Here is a 25,236-nt window from a genome sequence, read left to right as displayed (position 1 = left end):
AGGTTAGATGCGTATAATTCTGCCAGACATCGGAGCTTGAAGACGCATGCCTCAGACAAAACACCCAATTACCGACGTTCAGCTGTTGTTGCCCGGCCATTTGCCGCAACTGGCTGCGCGTTCCCCGGACGCCCATAAGGGCCAGTTCGGCCACCTGCTGGTCATCGGTGGTGACCGTGGCTTTGGCGGCGCGGCGCTGCTGAGCAGCGAAAGTGCCCTGCGCAGCGGAGCCGGCATGGTCTCGCTGGCGACGCGGCCGGAGCATGTGCCGGCCGCTCTGGCTCGGCTGCCGGAGGTCATGGCCGTCGGCATGAGCTCGGCCAACCAGTTGATGGGCCTGCTGGAAAAAATCTCGGTGATCGTCATTGGCCCAGGCCTGGGCGATGCCGCCTGGGGCAAGAGCCTGTTGTCGGTCGCGGCCAATGCCAGCCAGCCGCAGGTGTGGGATGCCGACGCGCTCAACCAACTGGCCACTGGCAGCGTCGAGCTGCCGGCCCACTGTGTGATTACCCCTCATCCGGGCGAAGCTGCGCGCTTGTTGGGGTTATCGACAGCCGAGGTTCAGGCAGATCGCCTTAAGGTGGCGCGCGCGTTGAGTCAGAAATTCAATGCAGTGGCTATCCTCAAGGGTGCTGGCAGTTTGATTGCCAGCCCTGATGGGCGTGTGTCGCGGTGTGATCAAGGCCACCCGGCGATGGCTACGGCGGGGCTCGGCGATGTGCTGGCCGGCCTGGTCGGCGCACTATTGGCTCAGGGTATGCCCGCGTACGAAGCGAGCTGCCTGGCCGTGTGGTTGCACGCGACCGCCGGAGACCGCCAGGGCAGTTTTGGTCGCGGCTTGGCTGCCAGCGACCTGATCCCCGCCATTCGTCAATTGCTGGAGGAGCAGTCGCCGTGCCTGAAGTAATTCTTTTCCTGGCAGATGAAGAGGCCATGGTCGCGTTGGGTCAGCGTATTTCGCAGGTCACGCAAGGGGCCGGGTTGATCTTTCTCGAGGGCGACCTGGGCGCAGGTAAAACCACCCTGTCCCGGGGAATTATTCGCGGCCTGGGCCATACCGGCGCGGTAAAAAGCCCGACGTTCACGTTGGTCGAGCCCTACGAGATCGGGGATGTGCGCGCCTTCCACTTCGACCTCTATCGCCTGGTCGATCCGGAAGAGCTGGAGTTCATGGGCATCCGTGATTACTTCGACGAGGATGCGTTATGCCTGATCGAGTGGCCAAATAAAGGCACAGGCTTTTTGCCAAAGCCGGACCTGACCATTACCATTACGCCGCATGAGCACGGACGTCAGCTGAAGTTGTTGCCCCAGAGCCCACGCGCTGAGTCGTGGTGTGCTGCTCTGGCATTGGAATTCAAATAATTGGTGGGGTTAGGTATGCGCTTTCGCGCGTTGGTTGCTGTCGTGGGGGTGTTGCTTGCGGCAATGACTGTCAATGCTCTGGCTGCTTCACAGGTGAAAAGTGTTCGCCTGTGGCGAGCGCCGGATAACACGCGACTGGTGTTCGACCTGTCTGGCCCGGTCCAGCACAGCGTCTTTACCTTGACGGCGCCTGATCGCCTGGTGATCGACATCAACGGTGCCAGCCTGGCCGCGCCGCTGAAAGTCTCCACCGCCAACACACCCATTACTGCCATGCGCTCGGCTCAACGTACGCCGACCGACCTGCGTGTGGTCATCGACCTGAAAAAGGCCGTGACCCCCAAAAGCTTCTCCCTGGCCCCCAACGCCCAGTACGGCAACCGCCTGGTGGTTGACCTGTTCGACAACCCCGCCGACGCCGCACCGCCGCCTGCGCCAACGCCGAGCGTGGCGACGGTGCCTGCGGTGCCGGTCAACCCTTCGCAACCCCAGGTCAAGCTGCCACCGCCACCGCCCGCACCGGCCGGCAAGCGCGACATCATCGTGGTGATCGATGCCGGCCACGGTGGCGAAGACCCGGGGGCTTCCGGCTCACGCGGCCAGCATGAGAAAGACGTGGTGCTCGCCATCGCTCGCGAGCTGCAGCGCCAGGTCAATGGCATGAAAGGCTACCGCGCCGAACTGACCCGCACCGGTGACTACTTCATTCCGTTGCGTGGCCGTACCGAAATTGCCCGTAAGAAGGGCGCGGACCTGTTCGTGTCCATTCACGCCGACGCCGCGCCTTCAACCGCTGCGTTTGGCGCCTCGGTATTTGCCCTGTCGGATCGCGGCGCCACGTCCGAAACCGCCCGCTGGCTGGCCGACAGTGAAAACCGTTCCGACTTGATCGGCGGGGCCGGCAACGTCTCCCTCGATGACAAGGACAAGATGCTTGCCGGTGTGCTGCTCGACCTGTCGATGACCGCCTCGCTGACCTCCAGCCTGAACGTCGGGCAGAAAGTGCTGAGCAATATCGGCCGCGTGACGTCGCTGCATAAACAGCGGGTGGAACAAGCCGGGTTCATGGTGTTGAAGTCGCCGGATATTCCGTCGATCCTGGTGGAAACCGGGTTTATCTCCAACGCCAACGAAGCGTCGAAACTGGCCAGCGCCAGCCACCAGCAAGCGTTGGCGCGCTCGATCAGCGCCGGCGTGCGCCAGTTCTTCCAGCAGAACCCGCCGCCGGGCACTTATATCGCCTGGCTGCGCGACTCCGGCAAAATCGCCCAGGGCCCGCGTGACCATCGTGTGCAACCCGGTGATACCGTTGCCATGCTGGCCGTGCGTTTCCAGGTCACGCCTGCAGCGTTGCGCAGCGCCAATAACCTGAAAACCGATGAGTTGAAGATCGGCCAGGTGTTGACCATCCCCGGCACTTCATTGGCGGCGCAGTAATGAGCGAATCCACCTTGAACAGCGGCTCGCGCATTGAATTGCTCAGCCCGCGCCTTGCCAACCAGATCGCCGCGGGTGAGGTGGTTGAGCGCCCGGCGTCGGTGATCAAGGAATTGCTGGAAAACAGCATCGACTCCGGTGCCAAACGCATCGATGTCGATGTGGAGCAGGGCGGCGTCAAGCTGCTGCGGGTTCGTGACGATGGCAGCGGCATCTCTTCGGATGACCTGCCCCTGGCCCTGGCCCGTCACGCCACCAGCAAGATCCGCGACCTGGAAGACTTGGAACGGGTCATGAGCCTGGGCTTTCGCGGTGAGGCCCTGGCCTCCATCAGCTCCGTGGCCCGCCTGACCCTGACCTCCCGCACCCGCAGCGCCGAGCAAGCCTGGCAAGTGGAAACCGAAGGCCGCGACATGGCGCCTCGGGTCCAGCCTGCGGCGCATCCGGTGGGCACCTCGGTGGAAGTGCGCGACCTGTTCTTCAATACCCCGGCGCGGCGCAAGTTCCTCAAGGCCGAGAAAACCGAATTCGATCACCTGCAAGAAGTCATCAAACGCCGGGCCTTGGCACGTTTCGATGTGGCCTTTCACTTGCGCCACAATGGCAAGACCATCCTCAGCCTGCACGAAGCCAACGACGACGCCGCGCGTGCTCGGCGGGTGGCGGCGGTGTGTGGCAGCGGGTTCCTGGAACAGGCGCTGCCGATTGAGATCGAGCGTAATGGCTTGAGGCTGTGGGGCTGGGTCGGGTTGCCGACGTTCTCCCGCAGCCAGGCCGACTTGCAGTATTTCTTTGTAAACGGCCGGGCGGTACGCGACAAGCTGGTGGCCCACGCGGTACGCCAGGCTTATCGCGATGTGCTGTTCAATGGGCGCCATCCCACCTTTGTGCTGTTCTTTGAGGTTGACCCTTCGGTGGTCGACGTCAATGTGCACCCGACCAAGCACGAAGTGCGCTTCCGTGACGGGCGCATGGTGCATGACTTCCTCTATGGCACGCTGCACCGCGCCTTGGGCGACGTGCGTCCGGATGATCAACTGTCCGCGCCGATTGTCACAGCGGTGGTACGCCCGAGCGGTCCGGAAGCCGGCGAGTTCGGTCCCCAGGGTGAGATGAGCCTGGCGGCCAACCTGCTGCAATCGCCGCAGGCGCAGCCAGCCTACACCGCGCCAAACTCGGGTGCCGGTGCGGGTTATCAGTATCAATACACCCCGCGTCCGCAATCGACGGTGCCGGTGGCCGAGGCCCAGGCGGCGTACCGTGAGTTTTTCGCGCCGCTGCCGGGTGCCGAACCGGGTGCTGCTGTGGCGTTGCCCGAAGGCGGTGGTGATATTCCGCCGCTGGGCTATGCCCTGGCGCAGCTCAAAGGCATTTATATCCTCGCCGAAAACGCCCATGGCCTGGTGCTGGTGGACATGCACGCCGCCCATGAGCGGATCATGTACGAGCGCCTGAAGATCGCCATGGCCAGCGAAGGCCTCAGCGGCCAGCCGCTGCTGGTGCCTGAATCCTTGGCGGTGAGCCAGCGTGAAGCCGACTGCGCAGAAGAACATCACAGTGTGTTCCAGAAGCTGGGCTTCGAACTGCAACGCCTGGGCCCGGAAACCCTGGCGATCCGCCAGATTCCCGCGCTGCTCAAGCAGGCCGAGGCCAACCGCCTGGTGGCCGACGTACTGGCAGACCTGATGGAGTACGGCACCAGTGACCGTATCCAGGCGCATATCAACGAATTGCTTGGCACCATGGCCTGCCACGGCGCTATCCGCGCCAACCGCCGCCTGGCCCTGCCGGAAATGAACGGCCTGCTGCGCGACATGGAAAACACCGAGCGCAGCGGTCAATGCAACCATGGCCGACCGACCTGGACCCAGATGGGCCTGGACGATCTGGACAAACTGTTCTTGCGCGGCCGCTGATGAGCGCCTTGCCCCCCGCCATCTTCCTGATGGGCCCCACGGCCGCCGGTAAGACCGACCTGGCCATCGAGCTGACCAAGGTGCTGCCCTGCGAGCTGATCAGTGTCGACTCTGCCCTGGTTTACCGGGACATGGATATCGGCACCGCCAAACCGTCGAAAGCGCTATTGGCCCAATATCCGCACCAGTTGATCGACATCATTGACCCGGCGCAGAGCTATTCGGCGGCGGATTTTCGCACCGACGCCCTGGCAGCCATGGCCGAGATCACCGCGCGCGGCAATATCCCGCTGCTGGTGGGCGGCACCATGCTCTACTACAAGGCGTTGCAGGAAGGCCTGGCCGATATGCCGCCTGCCGATGCCCAGGTGCGCGCCGAACTCGAAGAAGAGGCTGCGCGCCTTGGCTGGCAGGCCCTGCACGACCAGTTGGCGGCGGTAGATCCGGTGTCTGCGGCACGTATTCACCCCAATGACCCCCAGCGGCTCACCCGCGCTCTGGAAGTCTGGCGTGTCAGCGGCCAGACCATGACTGAACATCGGCTGAAACAAAGTGCGCAAAGTGCTGACGCAGGCGCATCTGGACAGTCACAATTGCCCTATACTGTGGCGAATCTGGCCATCGCTCCGGCAAACCGCCAGGTGTTGCATGAACGAATTGCACAAAGATTCACACTAATGTTGGAACAGGGGTTTGTGGACGAGGTCGTAGCATTGCGTTCAAGAGGTGACCTGCATGCAGGGCTGCCTTCGATACGTGCTGTAGGCTACCGCCAAGTCTGGGATCATCTGGATGGCAAGCTGACGTCAGCCGAAATGCAGGAGCGCGGCATCATCGCCACGCGCCAATTGGCGAAGCGCCAGTTCACCTGGCTGCGCAGCTGGAGCGAGTTGCACTGGTTGGACAGCCTGGACAGCGACAATCTGTCACGCGCCTTGAAATACTTGGGAACGGTCTCCATATTGAGCTGAGTCCTTGCAATTGCCGTCTATCCTTGGGGGTGTGACGGCCATAAGCTATCTATTTTCCGATTTTTTATTATTGATCCTTAAAGGAGTGCGGCACATGTCAAAAGGGCATTCGCTACAAGACCCTTACTTGAATACTTTACGTAAAGAGAAAGTTGGGGTTTCCATCTATCTGGTCAACGGCATCAAACTGCAAGGTACGATCGAGTCGTTCGACCAATTCGTTATCCTGCTGAAAAACACCGTCAGCCAGATGGTTTACAAGCACGCTATCTCGACAGTCGTTCCAGTTCGTCCAATCCGTCTGCCTAGCGCAGCAGGTGATGAACAGGGTGACGCTGAGCCAGGTAACGCCTGATAGGAGTCTCCTTTGTTCTTTGAGCGCCACGGTGGTGGTGAGCGAGTAATCCTCGTTCACTTGGATGGACAGGACCCTGAGGCGCGCGAAGATCCGCAGGAGTTTCAGGAGTTGGCAAATTCGGCCGGCGCCGAGACCGTTGCGTTTTTTAACGTGCCGCGTCATCGGCCAACCGCCAAATACCTGATTGGCAGCGGCAAGGTCGAGGAACTGCGCGACCTGGTTCATGCCGAAGAAGCCGATCTGGTGATCTTCAATCACACCCTCACGCCCAGTCAGGAACGTAACCTCGAACGTGTTTTCGAGTGTCGCGTGATCGACCGTACCGGTCTGATTCTCGATATTTTCGCCCAACGCGCCCGCACCCATGAAGGCAAGCTCCAGGTTGAACTGGCCCAGCTTGACCACATGAGCACGCGCCTGGTTCGCGGCTGGACTCACCTTGAGCGTCAGGGTGGCGGTATCGGCATGCGTGGCCCGGGTGAAACCCAGTTGGAAACCGACCGGCGTCTGCTGCGGGTTCGCCTGCGCCAGATCAAGGGCCGCCTGGAAAAAGTACGCAGCCAGCGCGAGCAGTCGCGACGTGGCCGTTCCCGTGCGGATATCCCTACGGTGTCGTTGGTGGGCTACACCAACGCCGGTAAATCCACGCTGTTCAATAACGTGACCAAGTCGGATGTGTACGCGGCCGACCAACTGTTCGCCACCCTCGACCCGACCCTGCGCCGTCTGGACATCGACGACCTGGGGCCGATTGTGCTGGCCGACACCGTGGGTTTCATTCGTCACCTGCCCCACAAGCTGGTGGAGGCATTTCGGTCTACGCTCGAAGAGTCGAGCAATTCCGACCTGCTCTTGCACGTGATCGATGCGGCCGAACCGGATCGCATGTTGCAGATTGAACAGGTGATGGTGGTACTGGGCGAGATTGGTGCCCAGGACTTGCCGATCCTCGAGGTCTATAACAAACTCGATTTGCTTGAAGGCGTTGAGCCACAGATCCAGCGCGACGAGAATGGCAAGCCCCAGCGGGTCTGGCTGTCGGCGCGAGATGGCAGCGGTCTGGAGCTGTTGGAACAAGCCATTGCCGAATTGCTCGGCAGCGATTTGTTCGTCGGCACCTTGCGCTTGCCGCAGCGTTTTGCTCGACTGCGTGCACAGTTTTTCGAGTTGGGCGCGGTACAGAAAGAAGAACACGACGAAGAAGGTGTCAGCTTGCTGGCCGTTCGATTGCCACGCTCGGAACTCAATCGGCTGGTCAGCCGAGAGGGTGTTGTACCGGCAGAGTTCATCGAACAACACACTTTGCAATAAAAGCCTGAGAAAGCGGTTGTGCCGCAGTAGCAGGCATTCTGTAGCATTGGTCGGCGCGCCGTGGGTGCGTCTTTGCTTTATCAGATGGAGAGCGCTATGGCTTGGAATGAGCCGGGTGGCAACTCGAATAATCAGGATCCTTGGGGTGGTAAGCGCCGCAATAATGGCGACCGCAAGGGGCCACCGGATCTCGACGAGGCCTTCCGAAAGCTGCAGGAAAGCCTGAATGGGTTGTTCGGTGGTGGGAAAAAACGTGGTGGTGACGACGGCGGTCGCACAAGCAAGGGCGGTGGCTATGGCCTGCTGGGCCTGGGGCTTGTCGTGCTGGCGGCCGTATGGCTCTACAGCGCCGTGTACGTGGTGGACGAGCAGGAGCAAGCCGTGGTGCTGCGCTTCGGCAAGTACTACGAGACTGTCGGTCCGGGCCTGAATATCTATTTCCCGCCGATCGACAAGAAGTACATGGAGAACGTGACGCGTGAGCGTGCGTACACCAAGCAGGGCCAGATGCTGACCGAAGACGAGAACATCGTCGAAGTGCCGCTGACCGTGCAGTACAAGATCAGCAACCTGCAAGACTTCGTGCTGAACGTTGATCAGCCGGAAATCAGCCTGCAACACGCAACCGAAAGTGCCCTGCGCCACGTGGTGGGTTCCACCGCCATGGACCAGGTGCTCACCGAAGGTCGTGAGTTGATGGCCAGCGAAATCAAGGAGCGTCTGCAACGCTTCCTCGACACTTACCGTACCGGTATCACCGTTACCCAAGTGAACGTACAGAGCGCAGCGGCACCGCGTGAAGTGCAGGAAGCCTTTGATGACGTGATCCGTGCCCGTGAAGACGAGCAGCGTTCGCGCAACCAGGCTGAAACCTATGCCAACGGCGTTGTGCCGGAAGCCCGTGGTCAGGCCCAGCGCATCCTTGAAGATGCCAACGGTTACCGCGACGAAGTGGTCTCCCGCGCCAAGGGTGAGGCAGATCGTTTCACCAAGCTGGTTGCCGAATACCGCAAGGCACCTGAAGTGACCCGCGAGCGTCTGTACCTGGACACCATGCAGGAAGTCTTCAGCAACACCAGCAAGGTTCTCGTGACCGGCAGCAAAGGTGGGCAGAACAACCTGCTGTACCTGCCGCTGGACAAGATGATCGAAGGTGGTCGTAGCGGCGCCAGTGCACCGTCCACCGGTTCGAATGCCGCTGCCAACGAAGCGAGCGCCCGTGCGGCCGCTGACTTGCTGCAACAGCAAACACGTACCAGGGAGAGCCGTTGATGAGCAATAAATCGCTGACCGCCCTGATTGTGGGCGTCGTCGTGGTCATCGCTGCCTGGAACTGCTTCTACATCGTCGCTCAGACCGAGCGTGCGGTGCTGCTGCAATTCGGTCGCGTGGTCCAGGCAGATGTCCAGCCGGGCCTGCATGTGAAAGTCCCCTACGTCAACCAGGTGCGCAAGTTCGACGCCCGCCTGATGACCCTGGATGCACCGACACAGCGCTTCCTGACCCTGGAAAAGAAAGCCGTGATGGTCGACGCCTACGCCAAGTGGCGCGTCAAGGATGCCGAGCGCTTCTACACGGCGACTTCCGGCCTCAAGCAGATTGCCGACGAGCGTTTGTCCCGTCGTCTGGAATCGGGCCTGCGTGACCAGTTTGGTAAGCGCACCCTGCATGAGGTGGTATCCGGTGAACGTGATGCGCTGATGGCTGACATCACCCGTTCGCTGAACACCATGGCGGAAAAAGAATTGGGTATCGAAGTGGTCGACGTCCGCGTCAAGGCCATTGACCTGCCCAAGGAAGTGAACCGCAGCGTGTTCGAGCGTATGAGCACCGAGCGTGAGCGTGAGGCTCGTGAGCACCGCGCCAAGGGTAACGAGTTGGCTGAAGGTATCCGTGCCGATGCCGACCGTCAGCGTCGTGTACTGCTGGCAGAAGCCTACCGTGAGTCTGAAGAGGCGCGTGGTGATGGCGATGCTCAAGCCGCGGCGATCTACGCCAAGGCCTACGGCCAGGACCAGGAGTTCTACGCGTTCTACCGTAGCCTGCGCGCCTACCGTGAAAGCTTCGCGAACAAAACCGACGTACTGGTGCTGGACCCAAGCAGCGACTTCTTCCGCTACCTGGAAAAGTCCAAGTAACCAGCCCGTGATTCTGTAAGGCGCACTCCGTCGGGCGGCTAAAATGCCTGGCGGGGTGATCCTTTCAGAAAACGGGTGTATGATGCGGCAGCCGGGAAATTCCCGGCTTTTTTGCGTCTGCATGTTTGATTCGGCAGGCGTGACAGGTTTTTCGAGGAAAGTGCCCGACGAGGCCGTTTGCAGGCCGTTCGTCACGTCGCTCTTGCGCGTGGTTTATGCAAGGGGCGGGTATTTTCTGCTTCACTCAAGGCTCGGCCGAGGGCTGGCCGCCCGGATCAAAGGGGAATGGCGTAATGGCAACGGTAGACCGCTGGCTGCTGCCAGATGGCATCGAAGAAGTACTGCCACCAGAAGCTGCGCGCATTGAAGTAGCGCGTCGCCAGGTGTTGGATCTGTTCCAGAGCTGGGGTTACGAGTTTGTCGTGACTCCCCATATCGAGTACTTGGAATCCCTGCTGACCGGCGCGGGCCAGGACCTGGATCTGCGCACCTTCAAGGTCATCGACCCGCAATCGGGCCGGCAAATGGGGTTCCGTGCCGACATCACGCCGCAAGTGGCGCGCATCGATGCGCACACCCTGCGTCGCGAAGGCCCGAGCCGCCTGTGCTATGCCGGCAGCGTACTGCATGCCCAGCCACGTGCGTTGTCGTCTTCCCGTAGCCCGATCCAGTTGGGCGCCGAGTTGTACGGCGATGCCAGCCCGAGCAGCGATGTTGAAGTGATCAGCCTGATGCTGGCCATGCTGCAACTGGCAGATGTGCCGGATGTGCACATGGACCTGGGCCACGTTGGTATCTACCGTGGCCTGGCGCGCGCTGCCGGGTTGTCCGGTGAAGTGGAGCAACAGTTGTTCGATGCCCTGCAGCGCAAGGCGATCGATGAAGTGATCGCCCTCACCGAGGGTGTGCCTGCTGAGCTGGCTGGCATGCTGCGGGCGCTGGTAGACCTGTGCGGCGGGCGTGAAGTGCTGGCGGCTGCGCGTGAACGCCTGGCCAATGCGCCGGCGCCGGTCTTGGCGGCACTGGATGACGTGCTGGCGATTGCCGAGCGCTTGTCGGCACGGTTCCCGGAGCTGCCGCTGTATTTTGATCTGGGTGAATTGCGCGGCTACCACTACCACACCGGTGTGGTGTTCGCGGTGTTCGTTCCGGGTGTTGGCCAGGCCATCGCCCAAGGTGGTCGCTATGACGATATCGGCGCCGACTTCGGTCGTGCGCGTCCGGCCACTGGTTTTTCCACCGATTTGAAAACCCTGGTGACCCTGGGGCGTGCTGAGGTCGAGCTGCCGTCTGGTGGCATCTGGATGCCCGACAGTACGGACGCAGCGCTCTGGCAGCAGGTTTGCCAGTTACGCCGTGAGGGTCAGCGTGTAGTCCAGGCCTTGCCTGGGCAGCCATTGGCCGCCGCCCGTGAAGCGGACTGCGACCGGCAATTGATTCAGCAGAACGGGCTTTGGCAAGTATCGCCACTGGCTTCTTGAGTTTTCCTGCCGGCCATCGCCGGCACCAAGTTTGCGCGAATGAGGACAAGTGTTATGGGTAAGAATGTCGTAGTCCTGGGCACCCAATGGGGTGATGAGGGCAAAGGCAAGATCGTTGATCTGCTGACCGAACATGCTGCCGCCGTAGTGCGCTACCAAGGTGGCCACAACGCTGGTCACACCCTGGTCATCGATGGCGAAAAAACCGTCTTGCACCTGATCCCGTCGGGTGTCCTGCGCGAAGGCGTGCAGTGCCTGATCGGCAACGGCGTGGTGGTCGCACCTGACGCCCTGCTGCGCGAGATCACCAAGCTGGAAGAGAAAGGCGTACCGGTGCGCGAGCGCCTGCGTATCAGCCCGTCCTGCCCGCTGATCCTGTCCTTCCACGTTGCGCTGGACCAGGCCCGTGAAAAGGCGCGTGGCGAGCTGAAGATCGGCACCACCGGTCGCGGCATCGGCCCGGCCTACGAAGACAAGGTTGCACGTCGTGGCCTGCGTGTGGGCGACCTGCTCAACATGCCGCGCTTTGAAGACAAACTGCGTGAACTGGTGGATTACCACAACTTCATGCTGGTGGGTTACTACAAAGAGCCAGCCATCGAGTTTGAAAAGACCCTGGCCGAGTGCAAGGAATACGCTGAGCTGCTCAAGCCGCTGATGCTGGACGTGACGGCCGAGCTGCACGACCTGCGTCGCGCTGGCAAGGACATCATGTTCGAAGGCGCCCAGGGTTCGTTGCTGGACATCGACCACGGTACTTACCCGTACGTGACCAGCTCCAACACCACCGCTGGCGGCGTTGCGACCGGTTCTGGCGTTGGTCCGATGTTCCTGGACTACATCCTGGGTATCACCAAGGCCTACACCACTCGCGTAGGTTCGGGCCCGTTCCCGACTGAGCTGTTCGACGACGTCGGTGCGCACCTGGCCAAGCAAGGCCACGAATTCGGCGCCACCACTGGCCGTGCTCGTCGTTGCGGCTGGTTCGATGCCGTAATCCTGCGTCGCGCTATCGATGTGAACAGCATCTCGGGCATCTGCCTGACCAAGCTGGACGTACTCGACGGCCTGGAAACCATCAACATCTGCACCGGCTACAAAGATGCTGAAGGTAACGACGTTGCTCCGACCGACGCTGACAGCTACGTGGGCCTGCAGCCTGTGTACGAAGAAGTGCCGGGCTGGACTGAATCGACCGTGGGCGCCAAGACCCTGGAAGAGCTGCCAGCCAACGCTCGTGCTTACATCAAGCGCGTCGAAGCGCTGATTGGCGCACCGATCGACATTATTTCGACGGGCCCGGACCGCAACGAGACCATCGTTCTGCGTCACCCGTTCGCGTAATAAGCTGTTGATGTAACAGGCAAAGGGCTCCTTAGGGAGCCCTTTGTCGTTTCTGCCCGGCAAGCGGCACGACCCTTGCTGTGTTTCCCTCTTTCGAGGTGCTATCAAATTAGTGGCACCCGTGGTGGAGGGATTTCCAGTGTCTGCCGTTCTCTCGTTGTTACAAAGCCGTCTATTGCGGCCGGTGTTCGTTACCCTTGGTATCGCTCTTTTGGTGCAAGTGTTGGTGGCCGTCGCGCTGACGCGGAGCACGGTGACGGCGCTGGAAGCCGATTTGGGCAATCGCTTGGGCATTGATAGCCAGAAGTTGTCTGGCGAACTGGCTCAGGCTGGAAAGGAAGTCACCTCCAGTCTGGACAGCCTGTCCGCCAGCACGCGCCAGCGACTGACAGCAGGGCTTTCCACGCGCTTGCAGGAAGAGCAAAAGCAATTGCGTGCGACGTTGGAAAAAGACCTGCAGGACTCCGCCAATGACATGGCGCAACTGCTAGCGTCGGTCGCGCCCCGTGCCATGTGGGACAGTGACGTACCGACCCTTTCAGAGTTTGCCCGCCGGGCCCAGCGCAACCCCAATGTGCTGTTCGTGGTGTACGACGACGCCGCAGGCGAGCACCTGACCCGATACCTGAACCGCGAAAACCCGATCAACCAGGCCCTGCTGGCAAAGGGCGCAGGGGAGCGCGCCCTGGATAAGGTGCTGGACGCGGCCAAGACAGACCCGTCCGTGTATTACGTCGAAGCCTCTATCAGCCCCAACGGTGTGGAAATCGGCAAGGTGCGCATGGGTGTGTCGACCGCAGCGGTTGAGGCCGACCTGCAAGCCTTGGATAAGCGCTTTGCCGCGCTGATCGCCAGCGGTGACCAACTGGTGGGCGACAGCCTCAAGGGCGCCGCAGCTGACAGCGCCAGCGCCATGGGCGCCCGGCTGCAATCGGCGCAAGCCACTGCCACGCAAATGACGGCCAACACCGCCAGCGCCGTGCAAGACGCGGCGGGCACCCTGCGCTGGCGCATCGGCATGGGCCTGGCACTGGTGGGGCTTGGGGTGTTGCTGCTGATCGCTATCGTGCTGGGCCGGCGCGTGGTCAATCGCCTGAAGCTGCTGATTGCCGCGATGGATGACTTGGCGGCCGGCGAGGGCGACCTCACCAAGCGCGTGCAGATCAACAGCAAGGACGAAATCGGCGATATGGCCTCGGCGGTCAATCGCTTTGTCGATAAGTTGCAGCCCATCGTGCGGGAGGCGGGCGACGTGGCCCAGCGTACCGGCGTGGAAATCGGCGCCATGACGTTGCGCAATGCCGGCGCCGATGCGGCGGCGGGCTTGCAGCGTGATGAAGTGGCCGAGAGTTTGCGCGCCTTGTCGCAAATGGCCGACGAGGCCCAAGCCGAAAGCCACGCCATGCAGGCGGCTTTGCAGCAGGTGGTGGATATTCGCCAGGCCGCGGATGAAAACTCACGGACCTCGGCCGAAGTCGGCAGCTTGATCGAGGCGTTGGCGGGGCAAGTGCAGGCCGGTTCCCAGGTGATCGAACGGCTGGCGCAGCAAAGCGAACAGATTGAAGTGGTGTTGACCGTGATTCACGGCATCGCCGAGCAAACCAACCTGCTCGCCCTCAACGCGGCCATCGAAGCGGCACGGGCTGGCGAGACTGGGCGTGGCTTTGCGGTGGTGGCGGACGAAGTGAGGGCGCTGGCCAGCAAGACTCAAAGCTCCACGGGCGATATTCAGGCGCATATCGTCGCGTTGCAACAGGGCGCGCGTGAGGCGGTGGAGACCATCGGCAAGGCCGGGCGTCAGGCCAATGAGGGGCTGCTGGTGCTGCGCGACAGCGTGCGCTTGCAGCAGACGGTACAGGCTTCGGTGGAGCAGGTGCATGCGGCGATTGGCCTGGCGACGCGCGCGGCTGAGCATCAGGCCCAGGGCGCGCATGCGGTGCGTGGGCGCGTGGAGGTGATCCATGCCCAGGCCGAGCGTGCGGCGCAGGCGGTGGTGGAGACGACGGCCAGTGGCAAGGTGCTGGATGGGTTGGCGGCGCAGTTGAAGGCGAGTTTGGGGCAGTTCAGGGCTTGAGGTTGCCAGGGAGGGCCCCTTCGCGAGCAAGCCCGCTCCCACAGTTTGAAATGCATTCCAAATGTGGGAGCGGGCTTGCTCGCGAAAGCGGTTTCAGCGGCTCAAATACATCCGCGTCGTAAGCAGATACACCGGCAACCCCGACACCAGAATCAACAACGCTGCATACGGCGCCGCCGCTGCAAATTCCACATTCGAGGTATGCGCCCAGACGGCCGTCGCCAAGGTATTCAACCCGGTCGGGCTCAGCAGCAGCGTGGCCGTCAGTTCCTTCATCGCATCCAGGAACACCAACGCAAACGCCGCACCCAATGCCGGGAATATGATCGGCAGGGTGACTCTGCAAAACGCACTGAGCGACGATGCGCCTAATGTGCGCGCAGCCTCTTCCAGCTGTGGTGCCGCCTTGTTCAGCGCTGTACGAATCGGCGCCTGTGCCAACGGCAAAAACAGCAGCGCATAAGCAATCAGCAATAACGCCGAGGTCTGGTACAGCGCTGGCACGTAATGCAGAGCGAAATACACCAGGGTCAACGCAATCACCAGGCCGGGCAGGGCATGCAGTAAGTACGGCAAACGTTCAGCCCAGATCGCCAGTTGCCCTTTGTAGCGCACCACCAGCAACCCCACCGGCACGGCCAGTACCAGGCACAGTGCGGCGCCGCCCAGCGAGAGCGCCAGAGAAGACAGCAGCGCCTCACCGATCTCGGCCATCGGAAACGCTGCCGACGAACCGACTGCCAGCCAATACCCGAGCATGCCCAATGGGATACCACTGCCGATGATCGCCAGCGCCAGGCAATACACCTGGCCCAATGGCGCCCACTTGCCCAGCCGAACCTGCTCGGCGTGTCGCGCCGCGCCCTGGCCGATGCGCACATGCCGGCCTTTGCCGCGTACGCGCAGCTCCAGCCACAGCAGCGTCAGGCACATCAGCAGCAGCACTGCCGAGAGCATCGCCGCATTGGCATTGCTGAATTCCAGTTCGAACTGCTGATAGATCGCAGTGGTGAAGGTCTGCAAACCGATGATCGACAGCGCGCCGAATTCAACCAGCATGTGCAGTGCGATCAATAGTGAGCCAGCCAGCAGCGATGGCCACAGCAGCGGCAAGGTGATGCGAAAGAACACACCCCAGCGGTTGAGCCCCAGCGTGCGGGCCGACTCTTCCAGGGAAGGGTCAAGATTGCGCAGCGTTGCCGCCACCGGTAGAAACACCAGCGGGTATTTGGACAGGCTCATCACCAGGATCGCGCCGCCGAGCCCCTCGAACTGGGCGCTCAACGACACCCAGGTAAAACTGCTGACGAACGCCGGCACCGCAAACGGCAGACAAAGAATCACGCCCCAGAGGCGCCGGCCTGGCAGGTTGCTGCGTTCCAGCAGCCAGGCCAGGGACAGGCCGATCACGCCGCAGGCCAGCGTCACGCCGACCATCAGCGCCAGGGTGTTGCGCAGCAGCCCGAACACATAAGGCCGCCACAGTAGATGCACCGCCTCCGTCCAGCCCGCCTGCCAGGTTTTGAGCCCGACATAGACGAGCGGCAACAGGCTCAGGCCAACCAGCAACAGCACGGGCAGCAGCAGCCAGATCGACGGGCGTTTGCGAAGGGGGGTGAACCCCGCGACGGAAAGCGATGGGTTCATCAGTTCAGGCCAACGTCACGTTCCAGTTCCAGGGCTTCTTCGGCGTTACCCAGGTCTGCGGGGGTCACTTTCGGCGGCTGCAACTCGCTAAATGGCTTGAGGCCCCGGTTCGATTCCATGCCCTTGCGCAGCGGGTACTCAGCCGACGTGTTGGTGATCACGCGCTGGCCTTCTTCGCTGGCCATGAATGCCAGCAATTGCTGAGCTTCTTTGGGATGCTTGCTGGATTTGAGTGCGGCGGCGGAGGACACGGTGATCAGGCCGCCGGCATCGCCATCGGTGAAGTAATGCAGTTGGGAGTCCAGGTTGGTTTTTTCCTTTTTAAGGGCAAACCAGTAGTAGTTGTTCACCAACACGGTGGCCACTTCGCCGTTTTCCACGGCCTTGAGGGCGACCATGTTGTTGCTGTACACCTTGCCGAAGGCGCGCAGGCCGGTCAGCCACTCTTCGGCGGCTTCGCGACCGTGCAGCTTGATGATCGCCACGGCTTGTTCCTGGAACGCGCCGCTGGTGGGCACGAAGCCAACCTTGCCTTGCCACTCGGGGCCAGCGAAATCCAGCACCGATTTGGGCAAGTCTTTTTCAGCAATCAGTTTCGGGTTGAAGGCTACGACGCGGGTGCGTGCAGTCACGCCCATCCAGTCGCCGTTTTTGCCCACGTAATCCTTGGGCAGCACATCGAGGGTGCTGGCATCGATTTTTGCCAACAGGCCTTGTTCGCCGAGCTTGTTCAGGGGTGGTGATTCTTCGGTGTAGATGACGTCGGCAGGGGAGCGCTCACCTTCTTCGACGACCTGGCTGGCCAACTGGTTGCTGCTGCCTTTGCGCACGTTGACATGAATGCCGGTCTTGGCTTCGAAGGCCTTGGCGAGTTCATCGCCGACTTCTTTGTGTTGGCCGTTGTATAAGGTCAGGGAGACCTTGTCGGCAGAATGGGCGGCGGGCGAGAGCAGGGTCAGGCTGAGTAGGGTGAGGGTCAGGCCGCGCAGAAGGGATGTCTTGAGTCGGTTGTCACGGATCATCATCCGAAGGGTTCCTCGCTTATATGCAACAAATCATTGCAAGGATAAACGATAAATCTTCTCAAGTGCGGATGAGGGGGGGAATCACTGGGGAAGTTTTCAAACCCCGGAAACGAAAAAACCCGCTTTCGCGGGTTTGATCTGAATTTGGTGCCCAGGAGAAGACTCGAACTTCCACGACCTTGCGATCACCAGCACCTGAAGCTGGCGTGTCTACCAATTTCACCACCTGGGCATTATCTAACAACGTTGCCGCTGTTGATGGGGCGAACTATACGGCGGGGCTTTTGATCTGTAAACCCCTGATTCGAAAAATATAAATCAATTTTTCCGTTAAAAATCAAAGGCCTTAAACGAAAAAACCCGCTTTCGCGGGTTTGATCTGAATTTGGTGCCCAGGAGAAGACTCGAACTTCCACGACCTTGCGATCACCAGCACCTGAAGCTGGCGTGTCTACCAATTTCACCACCTGGGCAGCATCAACAACGTTGCCGTCGTCGATGGCGCGCACTATACGGAGCGATATTTGAGCTGTAAACCCCTGCCATGAAAAAAGCCTGGAAAATTTCGCCAGTGGTCGTGCAAGGTGCGCGCCGGGGGTCGCAAAGAGCTTTTAAACGCTTGTTGATACCTGAAATTTCCCGTTTCAATACGCGTATGCCAAACTAACCCGCATATAGACAAGGTGAAAACTCTCTAATGGCCGATTGGCAGTCCCTCGATCCCGAGGCCGCTCGTGAAGCGGAAAAATATGAAAACCCTATTCCTAGCCGCGAACTGATCCTGGCGCACCTCGCCGATCGTGGTTCGCCTGCTAGCCGCGAGCAGCTGGTTGAAGAATTCGGTCTGACCACCGAAGACCAGCTCGAAGCCCTGCGCCGCCGTTTGCGTGCGATGGAGCGCGATGCTCAGTTGATCTACACCCGTCGTGGCACTTATGCGCCGGTCGACAAGCTGGACCTGATCCTGGGTCGCATTGCCGGCCACCGTGATGGCTTCGGCTTCCTGATCCCGGACGACGGCAGCGACGACCTGTTCATGAGCCCGGCGCAAATGCGCCTGGTGTTCGATGGCGACCGTGCCCTGGCGCGGGTTTCTGGCCTGGATCGCCGTGGCCGCCGCGAAGGCGTGATCGTCGAAGTGGTGTCCCGTGCCCACGAGTCCATCGTCGGCCGTTACTTCGAAGAAGGCGGCATCGGCTTCGTAGTGCCGGATAACCCGAAGGTCCAGCAGGAAGTGCTGATCACCCCGGGCCGCAATGGCGCAGCCAAGGTCGGCCAGTTCGTCGAGGTGAAAATCACCCACTGGCCTACTGCGCGCTTCCAGCCCCAGGGCGATATCGTTGAAGTGGTCGGCAACTACATGGCGCCGGGCATGGAAATCGACGTTGCCTTGCGCACCTACGATATTCCTCACGTCTGGCCTGAGGCTGTGCTCAAAGAAGCCGCCAAGCTCAAGCCGGAAGTCGAAGAGAAAGACAAAGAAAAACGCATCGACCTACGCCATCTGCCGTTCGTCACTATTGACGGCGAAGATGCCCGCGACTTCGACGATGCGGTCTACTGCGAAGCCAAGCCAGGCAAGCTGCGCCTGTTCTCTGGCGGTTGGAAGTTGTACGTGGCGATTGCCGACGTCTCCAGCTACGTGAAGATCGGTTCGGCCCTGGATAACGAAGCCCAGGTGCGCGGCAACTCCGTGTACTTCCCTGAGCGCGTGATCCCGATGCTGCCTGAGCAGTTGTCCAACGGCCTGTGCTCCCTGAACCCGAAAGTCGACCGTTTGGCCATGGTGTGCGAGATGACCATCTCCAAAACCGGCGAAATGACCGACTACCAGTTCTTTGAGGCGGTGATCCACTCCCAGGCGCGCCTGACCTACAACAAGGTCAGCACCATCCTGGAAACACCGAAGACCAGCGAAGCCAAGGCCCTGCGTACCGAATACGCTGGCGTGGTACCGCACCTCAAGCAGCTTTACTCGCTGTACAAGGTGTTGCTGGGCGCTCGCCATACCCGTGGCGCGATCGATTTTGAAACCCAGGAAACCCGGATTGTCTTCGGCTCCGAGCGCAAGATTGCGGCGATCACCCCGACCACCCGTAACGACGCGCACAAGCTGATCGAGGAATGCATGCTGGCGGCCAACGTGGCCACTGCCGAGTTCCTCAAGAAGCACGAGATTCCTGCGTTGTACCGTGTGCACGACGGCCCGCCGCCGGAGCGCCTGGAAAAACTGCGTGCCTTCCTCGGCGAACTCGGCCTGTCCCTGCACAAAGGCAAGGACGGCCCGACGCCGAAGGATTACCAGGCCCTGCTGGCCAGCATCAAGGACCGCCCGGATTACCACGTGATCCAGACCGTGATGCTGCGCTCGCTGAGCCAGGCGGTGTACAGCGCCGATAACCAGGGCCACTTCGGCCTGAATTATGAGGCGTACACCCACTTCACATCGCCGATTCGCCGTTACCCGGACTTGCTCACGCACCGGGCGATCCGCAGCGTGATCCATTCCAAGCAGAACACCCCGCACGTCAAGCGCGCCGGTGCCATGACCATTCCGAAAGCACGGATCTATCCGTACGACGAAGCGGCCCTGGAACAACTGGGCGAGCAGTGCTCCATGAGCGAGCGCCGCGCCGACGAAGCCACCCGCGACGTGGTGAACTGGCTTAAGTGCGAGTTCATGAAGGATCGTGTGGGCGAGTCGTTCCCGGGTGTGATCACCGCCGTGACTGGTTTTGGCCTGTTCGTCGAGCTGACCGACATCTATGTCGAGGGCTTGGTGCACGTCACCGCCTTGCCGGGTGACTATTACCACTTCGATCCTGTGCACCACCGCCTGGCGGGCGAGCGCACCGGTCGCAGCTTCCGCCTGGGCGATACCGTTGAAGTGCAGGTCATGCGCGTTGATCTGGACGAGCGCAAGATCGACTTCGGCATGCCTGACAAACCGGCTGAGCCTGCGGGTCGCAAAAAGCGTGGTGAAACCACAGCGCCTGCGTCCAAAGGCAAAACGGCCGCGGCGAAAACCACGGCCGAGCCTGCACCTGCCAAGGCCGGTCGTCGTTCTTCCGCCAAGGACAAGGCCCCTGAAGCCTACCGCCCAAGCGACGCCGCGGCGAAAAACGCCGAGCTGCGCAAGAGCCGCGAGTTGAAGCAGCAGTTGCTCAACGAAGCCAAAAGCGGTGGTAAAGCGGCGTCTGGGGGAAAGTCCCAAGGGGCGGAAAAACCGTCGAGCAAGCCAAGTAAACACCGTAAAGGCCCGCCAAAAGCGGGTTCGGCTCCCGCAAAAAGCGGCGGGTCGCGCAAACCTAAGGCCAAGTCATGAGTCTGGAAAAAATCTACGGCGTACACGCCGTAGAAGCATTGCTGCGTCACCATCCCAAGCGCGTCAAGCAGGTGTGGTTGGCCGAAGGTCGCAGCGAGCCGCGCGTACAGGCGCTGGTCGAGTTGGCTACGCAAAACAAGGTTGCCATCGGCCAGGCCGAACGTCGTGAAATGGACGTGTGGGTCGAAGGCGTTCACCAGGGCGTGGTGGCCGACGTCAGCCCGAGCCAGGTGTGGGGCGAGGCGATGCTCGACGAGCTGCTCGACCGTACCGAAGGCGCACCGTTGCTCTTGGTGCTGGACGGCGTGACCGACCCGCACAACCTCGGCGCTTGCCTGCGTTCGGCGGATGCTGCCGGTGCGCTGGCGGTGATCGTGCCCAAGGACAAGTCCGCGACCCTGACGCCGGTGGTGCGTAAGGTCGCCTGCGGCGCGGCGGAAGTGATTCCGCTGGTGGCCGTGACCAACCTGGCGCGTACCCTGGAGAAGCTCCAGCAACGCGGCCTGTGGGTCGTGGGCACGGCGGGGGAGGCCGAGGTCAGTATCTATGACCAGGACCTCACCGGCCCTACCATCCTGATCATGGGTGCCGAAGGCAAAGGCATGCGTCGCCTGACCCGTGAACATTGCGATTACCTGGTGCACCTGCCGATGGCCGGTAGCGTCAGCAGCCTGAACGTGTCGGTGGCGACGGGTGTTTGCCTGTTCGAGGCCCAGCGTCAGCGTGGTGCCAAGGCTAAGGCCAAGCCCAAGAAGTAATTGCAATGTGGGGCTTGTCCCAATCCTGATGTAGGAGCGAGCTTGCTCGCGAAAAACGTCAACGATAACGCGCGCTTCCTGAATGAACGCGGTGTCTGTGAGTTTTTCGCGAGCAAGCTCGCTCCTACATTTTTTGTTTGTGGTGCTTGGGGTTGTTCAAATAATCACCAATTGCCTTGCGCCGCTTCTCCCCCTTCTCTACAATTGCGCCCCTTGCCTTCCTGGCAGGCACCGATGTGCCTCCCCTACGGCAAGATCCATAAGTGTCATTCACTCCTTGTCTGACCGTTTTTGAGCGGCAGGCTACAACCCGTAAGGAGCATTCATGCGTCATTACGAAATCATCTTTTTGGTCCACCCGGATCAAAGCGAGCAAGTCGGCGGCATGGTTGAGCGTTACACCAAGCTGATCGAAGAAGACGGCGGCAAAATCCACCGTCTGGAAGATTGGGGCCGTCGTCAACTGGCCTACGCAATCAACAATGTTCACAAGGCTCACTACGTGATGCTGAACGTTGAGTGCACTGGCAAGGCCCTGGCCGAGCTGGAAGACAACTTCCGTTACAACGATGCAGTGATCCGTAACCTGGTCATCCGTCGCGAAGAAGCCGTTACCGGCCAATCCGAGATGCTCAAGGCTGAAGAAAACCGCAGTGAGCGCCGTGAGCGTCGCGACCGTCCTGAAGAAGGCGCTGATGATAGCGTTGAAGACAGCGACAACAGCGATAACGCTGACGAGTAATCCACGGACCTTATTAAGGAGCCTATCAAATGGCACGTTTCTTCCGTCGTCGTAAATTCTGCCGTTTCACCGCTGAAGACGTGAAAGAGATCGATTACAAAGATCTCAACACTCTGAAAGCTTACGTATCCGAGACCGGCAAAATCGTTCCAAGCCGTATCACCGGTACCAAAGCACGTTATCAGCGTCAGCTGGCCACCGCTATCAAGCGCGCCCGCTTCCTGGCCCTGCTGGCCTACACCGACAGCCACGGCCGCTGAGACCGGGCAGTCGACAAGTAGTAAGGGATTGAATGCATGCGCGCCTTAGCTGAGTTCATCATGCGCGGTCGCGTGCAGGCCACTCTGGTAGTGGCTGGATGTGCGGCATTGCCGTTGCTTTATTGGTTGGGTGCTGCCGCAGGTTGCCTTGTGCTGCTGCGGCGCGGTTTGAAGGACGCCCTTGGCGTTCTTGCCCTGGGTTTGTTGCCGGCCTTGATCTGGTGGCTGCAAATGGGTGATCCACGGGTACTTCTGGTACTGCTGGGGTCATCGAGCCTTGCGTTGGTTTTGCGCGCAAGTGAGTCCTGGGTCCGTACGCTGCTGGTCAGCGTGGCATTGGGGTTGGTGTACTCAGTGATGCTTGGCGCGGCTTTCCGCCCGCAAATCGAGGCGCTGGCGCAGGAGATCGTCAAGATCCTGCCGTTGGCCCTCGGGGATCTCTACCAGCAGTTGTCGGTAGATGAGCGAGCGCGGTTTGCGTCACTGATTGCTCCGGTCCTGACCGGCCTGATTGCGGCTTTGTTGCAGGTCGTCAGCGTGCTGAGCCTGATTCTTGGGCGTTATTGGCAGGCGTTGTTGTACAACCCGGGTGGTTTTGGTCGCGAGTTTCGCAGTATCAGAATCCCAGCGGGGCCGGCGATGTTGCTGCTGGCGTGCATGGTTGTCGGGCCGAACTTCGGCCCACAGATGGCCTTGCTGGCGCCGATTTGCAGCGTACCGCTGGTGTTTGCCGGGCTGGCCCTGATTCATGGGCTTGCTGCGCAAAAGCGACTGGCCAAGTTTTGGCTGGTGGGGTTGTACGTCACGCTGTTGCTGTTCATGCAGCTGATCTATCCGTTACTCGTGGTCTTGGCCATTGTTGACAGCCTGATTGATTTTCGCGGTCGTCTGGCGTCGAAAGACGCCGATAACGCGAACGGTGAAGGTTAAAAGTTAGAGGATTTTCACATGCAACTGATCCTTCTGGAAAAAGTCGCCAACCTGGGCAACCTGGGCGACAAAGTGAACGTTAAGGCCGGCTACGGTCGTAACTACCTGCTGCCATACGGCAAAGCCACCGCTGCAACCGCTGCCAACCTGGCTGCGTTTGAAGAGCGTCGTGCTGAGCTGGAAAAAGCCGCAGCAGACAAAAAAGCGTCGGCCGAAACTCGCGCTGCCCAACTGGCTGAGCTGGAAGTGACTATCACTGCCACCGCTGGTGACGAAGGCAAGCTGTTCGGTTCGATCGGCACCCACGACATCGCTGATGCACTGACCGCCTCCGGCGTTGAAGTGCAGAAGAGCGAAGTTCGTCTGCCGAACGGCACCATCCGCAACGTAGGCGAATTCGACGTAGCCGTGCACCTGCACGCTGAAGTTGAAGCCACCGTACGCGTTGTCGTGGTAGCAGCTTAAGTCGCACCTAACTGACTGGCACCTCGCGTGTCAGCCGGTTAACATCGGGCACGATCCTGTTTACAGGTCGTGCCTTTTGTTTTTCTACACACCCCAAATTCCAAGTGGCCATGAACGAAATCTCCGCTCCTGAGCAATACGATCTGCAAACCGCTGCCCTGAAGGTGCCGCCGCATTCCATCGAGGCCGAACAGGCCGTGCTCGGTGGTTTGATGCTGGACAACAACGCCTGGGAACGCGTGCTGGATCAAGTCTCGGACGGTGATTTCTATCGCCATGACCACCGCTTGATCTTCCGCGCCATCGCCAAGCTGGCCGACCAGAACTCGCCGATCGACGTGGTCACCCTGGCCGAGCAGTTGGACAAGGAAGGCCAGACCTCCCAAGTCGGCGGCCTGGGCTACCTCGGTGAGCTGGCAAAAAATACGCCGTCCGTCGCCAACATCAAGGCCTACGCCCAGATCGTCCGCGAGCGCGCCACGTTGCGCCAGTTGATCGGCATCAGCACCGAAATCGCCGACAGCGCCTTCAACCCCGAAGGCCGCACTGCCGCCGAGATCCTTGACGAAGCCGAGCGCCAGATCTTCCAGATCGCCGAGGCCCGGCCGAAAACCGGCGGGCCGGTCAGCGTCAACGACCTGCTGACCAAGGCCATCGACCGCATCGACACCTTGTTCAACACCGATGCCGCGATTACCGGGATTTCCACCGGTTACACCGACCTCGACGAAAAGACCAGCGGCCTGCAGCCGTCCGACTTGATCATCGTCGCCGGCCGTCCGTCCATGGGTAAGACCACCTTCGCGATGAACCTGGTGGAAAACGCCGTGTTGCGCAGCGACAAGGCGGTGCTGGTGTACTCCCTCGAGATGCCAGGGGAATCGCTGATCATGCGTATGCTTTCGTCCCTGGGCCGTATCGACCAGACCAAGGTGCGTTCCGGTCAGTTGGAAGACGACGACTGGCCGCGCCTGACCTCGGCGGTCAACCTGCTCAACGACCGCAAGCTGTTCATCGATGACACCGCCGGTATCAGCCCTTCCGAAATGCGCGCACGCACCCGGCGCCTGGTGCGTGAGCATGGCGACATCGCCCTGATCATGATCGACTACCTGCAGTTGATGCAGATTCCCGGTTCCAGCGGCGACAACCGTACCAACGAGATTTCTGAAATCTCCCGCTCCTTGAAAGCCCTGGCCAAGGAATTCAACTGCCCGGTGGTGGCGCTGTCCCAGCTCAACCGTTCCCTGGAACAACGTCCCAACAAGCGCCCGGTGAACTCCGACTTGCGGGAATCCGGAGCGATCGAGCAGGACGCCGACGTGATCATGTTCGTGTACCGCGACGAGGTGTACCACCCCGAGACGGAGCACAAAGGCATTGCCGAAATCATCATCGGCAAGCAGCGGAACGGCCCGATCGGGTTTATCCGGTTGGCGTTCATCGGCAAGTACACGCGTTTCGAGAACCTGGCGCCGGGCAGCTACAACTTCGACGACGACGAGTAGTTTCAAGCACCTGTAAGGGCCTCATCGCAGGCAAGCCAGCTCCCACCTTTGGAATGCATTCCCCTGTGGGAGCTGGCTTGCCTGCGATGGGGTCACCACAATTCCGACTACTGCCGTCGGAATTGGTCAAATTTTGTGCTATATTCCGCGCCCGCGATTTTTCATCTTCACACCGGTCACC

At 60.8% G+C, this 25,236-nt stretch carries 21 protein-coding genes and 2 tRNA genes; 19 read left to right on the top strand and 4 right to left on the bottom strand.

From position 1 onward, the window contains the following. Positions 1–46: 46 nt before the first annotated feature. The 12 genes from MF6394_RS20175 (at position 47) to MF6394_RS20120 (ending at position 14,395) form a co-directional block, all read left to right on the top strand. Complete coding sequence (locus MF6394_RS20175) at positions 47–907, top strand: NAD(P)H-hydrate dehydratase (RefSeq protein ID WP_078467388.1); 861 nt, start codon at positions 47–49, stop codon at positions 905–907. After that, positions 895–1,365: a tRNA (adenosine(37)-N6)-threonylcarbamoyltransferase complex ATPase subunit type 1 TsaE gene (gene tsaE, locus MF6394_RS20170; RefSeq protein WP_032893846.1), complete on the top strand. Its 471-nt coding sequence runs from the start codon at positions 895–897 to the stop codon at positions 1,363–1,365. The genes MF6394_RS20175 and tsaE overlap by 13 nt, the downstream gene beginning before the upstream one ends. Before the next feature lie 15 nt (positions 1,366–1,380). Continuing rightward, positions 1,381–2,802, top strand: a complete 1,422-nt coding sequence (locus MF6394_RS20165; protein ID WP_003188054.1) for an N-acetylmuramoyl-L-alanine amidase — start codon at positions 1,381–1,383, stop codon at positions 2,800–2,802. Then, positions 2,802–4,718, top strand: a complete 1,917-nt coding sequence (gene mutL / locus MF6394_RS20160) for a DNA mismatch repair endonuclease MutL (protein ID WP_078467387.1) — start codon at positions 2,802–2,804, stop codon at positions 4,716–4,718. Before MF6394_RS20165 ends, mutL begins: the two co-directional genes overlap by 1 nt. After that, the gene (gene miaA / locus MF6394_RS20155) at positions 4,718–5,689 is read left to right on the top strand and encodes a tRNA (adenosine(37)-N6)-dimethylallyltransferase MiaA (protein ID WP_044270989.1); all 972 of its coding nucleotides are present in this window, start codon (positions 4,718–4,720) and stop codon (positions 5,687–5,689) included. The genes mutL and miaA overlap by 1 nt, the downstream gene beginning before the upstream one ends. 94 nt (positions 5,690–5,783) lie before the next feature. Next, entirely contained in the window at positions 5,784–6,044 is a 261-nt protein-coding gene (gene hfq / locus MF6394_RS20150) for an RNA chaperone Hfq (RefSeq protein ID WP_003188059.1), read from the top strand. Between the two features lie 12 nt (positions 6,045–6,056). Then, positions 6,057–7,358, top strand: a complete 1,302-nt coding sequence (gene hflX, locus MF6394_RS20145; RefSeq protein WP_003188061.1) for a ribosome rescue GTPase HflX — start codon at positions 6,057–6,059, stop codon at positions 7,356–7,358. Positions 7,359–7,454: 96 nt separating this feature from the next. After that, positions 7,455–8,630 carry an FtsH protease activity modulator HflK gene (gene hflK / locus MF6394_RS20140; protein ID WP_003188062.1) on the top strand — a complete coding sequence of 392 codons (1,176 nt, stop codon included), beginning with the start codon at positions 7,455–7,457 and terminating at the stop codon, positions 8,628–8,630. Beyond that, positions 8,630–9,496, top strand: a complete 867-nt coding sequence (gene hflC, locus MF6394_RS20135) for a protease modulator HflC (protein WP_003188064.1) — start codon at positions 8,630–8,632, stop codon at positions 9,494–9,496. The genes hflK and hflC overlap by 1 nt, the downstream gene beginning before the upstream one ends. 293 nt (positions 9,497–9,789) lie before the next feature. Beyond that, positions 9,790–10,977, top strand: coding sequence for an ATP phosphoribosyltransferase regulatory subunit (locus MF6394_RS20130; RefSeq protein ID WP_044270992.1), 1,188 nt, complete (start codon positions 9,790–9,792; stop codon positions 10,975–10,977). Between the two features lie 54 nt (positions 10,978–11,031). Next, positions 11,032–12,321 carry an adenylosuccinate synthase gene (locus tag MF6394_RS20125; RefSeq protein WP_003188067.1) on the top strand — a complete coding sequence of 430 codons (1,290 nt, stop codon included), beginning with the start codon at positions 11,032–11,034 and terminating at the stop codon, positions 12,319–12,321. A gap of 139 nt (positions 12,322–12,460) precedes the next feature. Then, positions 12,461–14,395: a methyl-accepting chemotaxis protein gene (locus MF6394_RS20120; RefSeq protein ID WP_078467386.1), complete on the top strand. Its 1,935-nt coding sequence runs from the start codon at positions 12,461–12,463 to the stop codon at positions 14,393–14,395. Positions 14,396–14,488: 93 nt separating this feature from the next. Here MF6394_RS20120 and MF6394_RS20115 read toward each other — a convergent pair whose 3' ends face one another. The 4 genes from MF6394_RS20115 to MF6394_RS20100 form a co-directional block, all read right to left on the bottom strand. Beyond that, the gene (locus tag MF6394_RS20115; RefSeq protein WP_078467385.1) at positions 14,489–16,042 is read right to left on the bottom strand and encodes an ABC transporter permease; all 1,554 of its coding nucleotides are present in this window, start codon (positions 16,040–16,042) and stop codon (positions 14,489–14,491) included. Further along, positions 16,042–17,067 (bottom strand): extracellular solute-binding protein, encoded by a 1,026-nt coding sequence (locus MF6394_RS20110; protein ID WP_003188071.1) that lies wholly within the window; start codon positions 17,065–17,067, stop codon positions 16,042–16,044. Before MF6394_RS20110 ends, MF6394_RS20115 begins: the two co-directional genes overlap by 1 nt. A gap of 145 nt (positions 17,068–17,212) precedes the next feature. Beyond that, positions 17,213–17,299: transfer RNA gene (locus tag MF6394_RS20105), tRNA-Leu, on the bottom strand. A 154-nt stretch (positions 17,300–17,453) separates the two neighbouring features. Next, a tRNA-Leu gene (locus MF6394_RS20100) sits at positions 17,454–17,540 on the bottom strand. A 224-nt stretch (positions 17,541–17,764) separates the two neighbouring features. Between MF6394_RS20100 and rnr the strand changes: the two genes are divergently transcribed. From rnr to dnaB, 7 genes are all read left to right on the top strand, one after another. Next, positions 17,765–20,392, top strand: a complete 2,628-nt coding sequence (gene rnr / locus MF6394_RS20095; RefSeq protein WP_044270999.1) for a ribonuclease R — start codon at positions 17,765–17,767, stop codon at positions 20,390–20,392. After that, positions 20,389–21,150, top strand: a complete 762-nt coding sequence (gene rlmB / locus MF6394_RS20090) for a 23S rRNA (guanosine(2251)-2'-O)-methyltransferase RlmB (RefSeq protein WP_003188074.1) — start codon at positions 20,389–20,391, stop codon at positions 21,148–21,150. The genes rnr and rlmB overlap by 4 nt, the downstream gene beginning before the upstream one ends. Positions 21,151–21,475: 325 nt before the next feature. Continuing rightward, a complete protein-coding gene (gene rpsF, locus MF6394_RS20085) occupies positions 21,476–21,892 on the top strand; it encodes a 30S ribosomal protein S6 (protein ID WP_034134759.1) in 417 nt (138 codons plus the stop codon). 29 nt (positions 21,893–21,921) lie between these two features. After that, entirely contained in the window at positions 21,922–22,152 is a 231-nt protein-coding gene (rpsR, locus tag MF6394_RS20080) for a 30S ribosomal protein S18 (RefSeq protein WP_002551829.1), read from the top strand. 36 nt (positions 22,153–22,188) lie between these two features. After that, a complete protein-coding gene (locus MF6394_RS20075) occupies positions 22,189–23,082 on the top strand; it encodes a hypothetical protein (RefSeq protein WP_078467384.1) in 894 nt (297 codons plus the stop codon). A gap of 18 nt (positions 23,083–23,100) precedes the next feature. Beyond that, positions 23,101–23,547 (top strand): 50S ribosomal protein L9, encoded by a 447-nt coding sequence (rplI, locus tag MF6394_RS20070; RefSeq protein WP_003171376.1) that lies wholly within the window; start codon positions 23,101–23,103, stop codon positions 23,545–23,547. A gap of 110 nt (positions 23,548–23,657) precedes the next feature. Further along, positions 23,658–25,055 (top strand): replicative DNA helicase, encoded by a 1,398-nt coding sequence (gene dnaB / locus MF6394_RS20065; RefSeq protein WP_003188079.1) that lies wholly within the window; start codon positions 23,658–23,660, stop codon positions 25,053–25,055. The last annotated feature ends 181 nt before the right edge of the window (positions 25,056–25,236 follow it).

It is taken from the genome of Pseudomonas sp. MF6394, from assembly GCF_002018845.1.
In the GTDB taxonomy this organism is placed as follows: Bacteria; Pseudomonadota; Gammaproteobacteria; order Pseudomonadales; family Pseudomonadaceae; genus Aquipseudomonas; species Aquipseudomonas lactis.
This window is presented reverse-complemented; position numbering and strand designations above follow the sequence as displayed.

Bases quoted from the DNA above. Each gene is read 5' to 3' on its own strand.
- MF6394_RS20165 (WP_003188054.1), top strand. From the start codon at position 1,381: ATGCGCTTTCGCGCGTTGGTTGCTGTCGTGGGGGTGTTGCTTGCGGCA.
- rlmB (WP_003188074.1), top strand. From the start codon at position 20,389: ATGAGTCTGGAAAAAATCTACGGCGTACACGCCGTAGAAGCATTGCTG.
- rplI (WP_003171376.1), top strand. From the start codon at position 23,101: ATGCAACTGATCCTTCTGGAAAAAGTCGCCAACCTGGGCAACCTGGGC.
- mutL (WP_078467387.1), top strand. From the start codon at position 2,802: ATGAGCGAATCCACCTTGAACAGCGGCTCGCGCATTGAATTGCTCAGC.
- MF6394_RS20075 (WP_078467384.1), top strand. From the start codon at position 22,189: ATGCGCGCCTTAGCTGAGTTCATCATGCGCGGTCGCGTGCAGGCCACT.
- MF6394_RS20175 (WP_078467388.1), top strand. From the start codon at position 47: ATGCCTCAGACAAAACACCCAATTACCGACGTTCAGCTGTTGTTGCCC.
- miaA (WP_044270989.1), top strand. From the start codon at position 4,718: ATGAGCGCCTTGCCCCCCGCCATCTTCCTGATGGGCCCCACGGCCGCC.
- hflK (WP_003188062.1), top strand. From the start codon at position 7,455: ATGGCTTGGAATGAGCCGGGTGGCAACTCGAATAATCAGGATCCTTGG.
- hfq (WP_003188059.1), top strand. From the start codon at position 5,784: ATGTCAAAAGGGCATTCGCTACAAGACCCTTACTTGAATACTTTACGT.
- MF6394_RS20125 (WP_003188067.1), top strand. From the start codon at position 11,032: ATGGGTAAGAATGTCGTAGTCCTGGGCACCCAATGGGGTGATGAGGGC.
- MF6394_RS20115 (WP_078467385.1), bottom strand. From the start codon at position 16,042: ATGAACCCATCGCTTTCCGTCGCGGGGTTCACCCCCCTTCGCAAACGC.
- MF6394_RS20130 (WP_044270992.1), top strand. From the start codon at position 9,790: ATGGCAACGGTAGACCGCTGGCTGCTGCCAGATGGCATCGAAGAAGTA.
- dnaB (WP_003188079.1), top strand. From the start codon at position 23,658: ATGAACGAAATCTCCGCTCCTGAGCAATACGATCTGCAAACCGCTGCC.
- rpsR (WP_002551829.1), top strand. From the start codon at position 21,922: ATGGCACGTTTCTTCCGTCGTCGTAAATTCTGCCGTTTCACCGCTGAA.
- hflC (WP_003188064.1), top strand. From the start codon at position 8,630: ATGAGCAATAAATCGCTGACCGCCCTGATTGTGGGCGTCGTCGTGGTC.
- rnr (WP_044270999.1), top strand. From the start codon at position 17,765: ATGGCCGATTGGCAGTCCCTCGATCCCGAGGCCGCTCGTGAAGCGGAA.
- rpsF (WP_034134759.1), top strand. From the start codon at position 21,476: ATGCGTCATTACGAAATCATCTTTTTGGTCCACCCGGATCAAAGCGAG.
- MF6394_RS20110 (WP_003188071.1), bottom strand. From the start codon at position 17,067: ATGATGATCCGTGACAACCGACTCAAGACATCCCTTCTGCGCGGCCTG.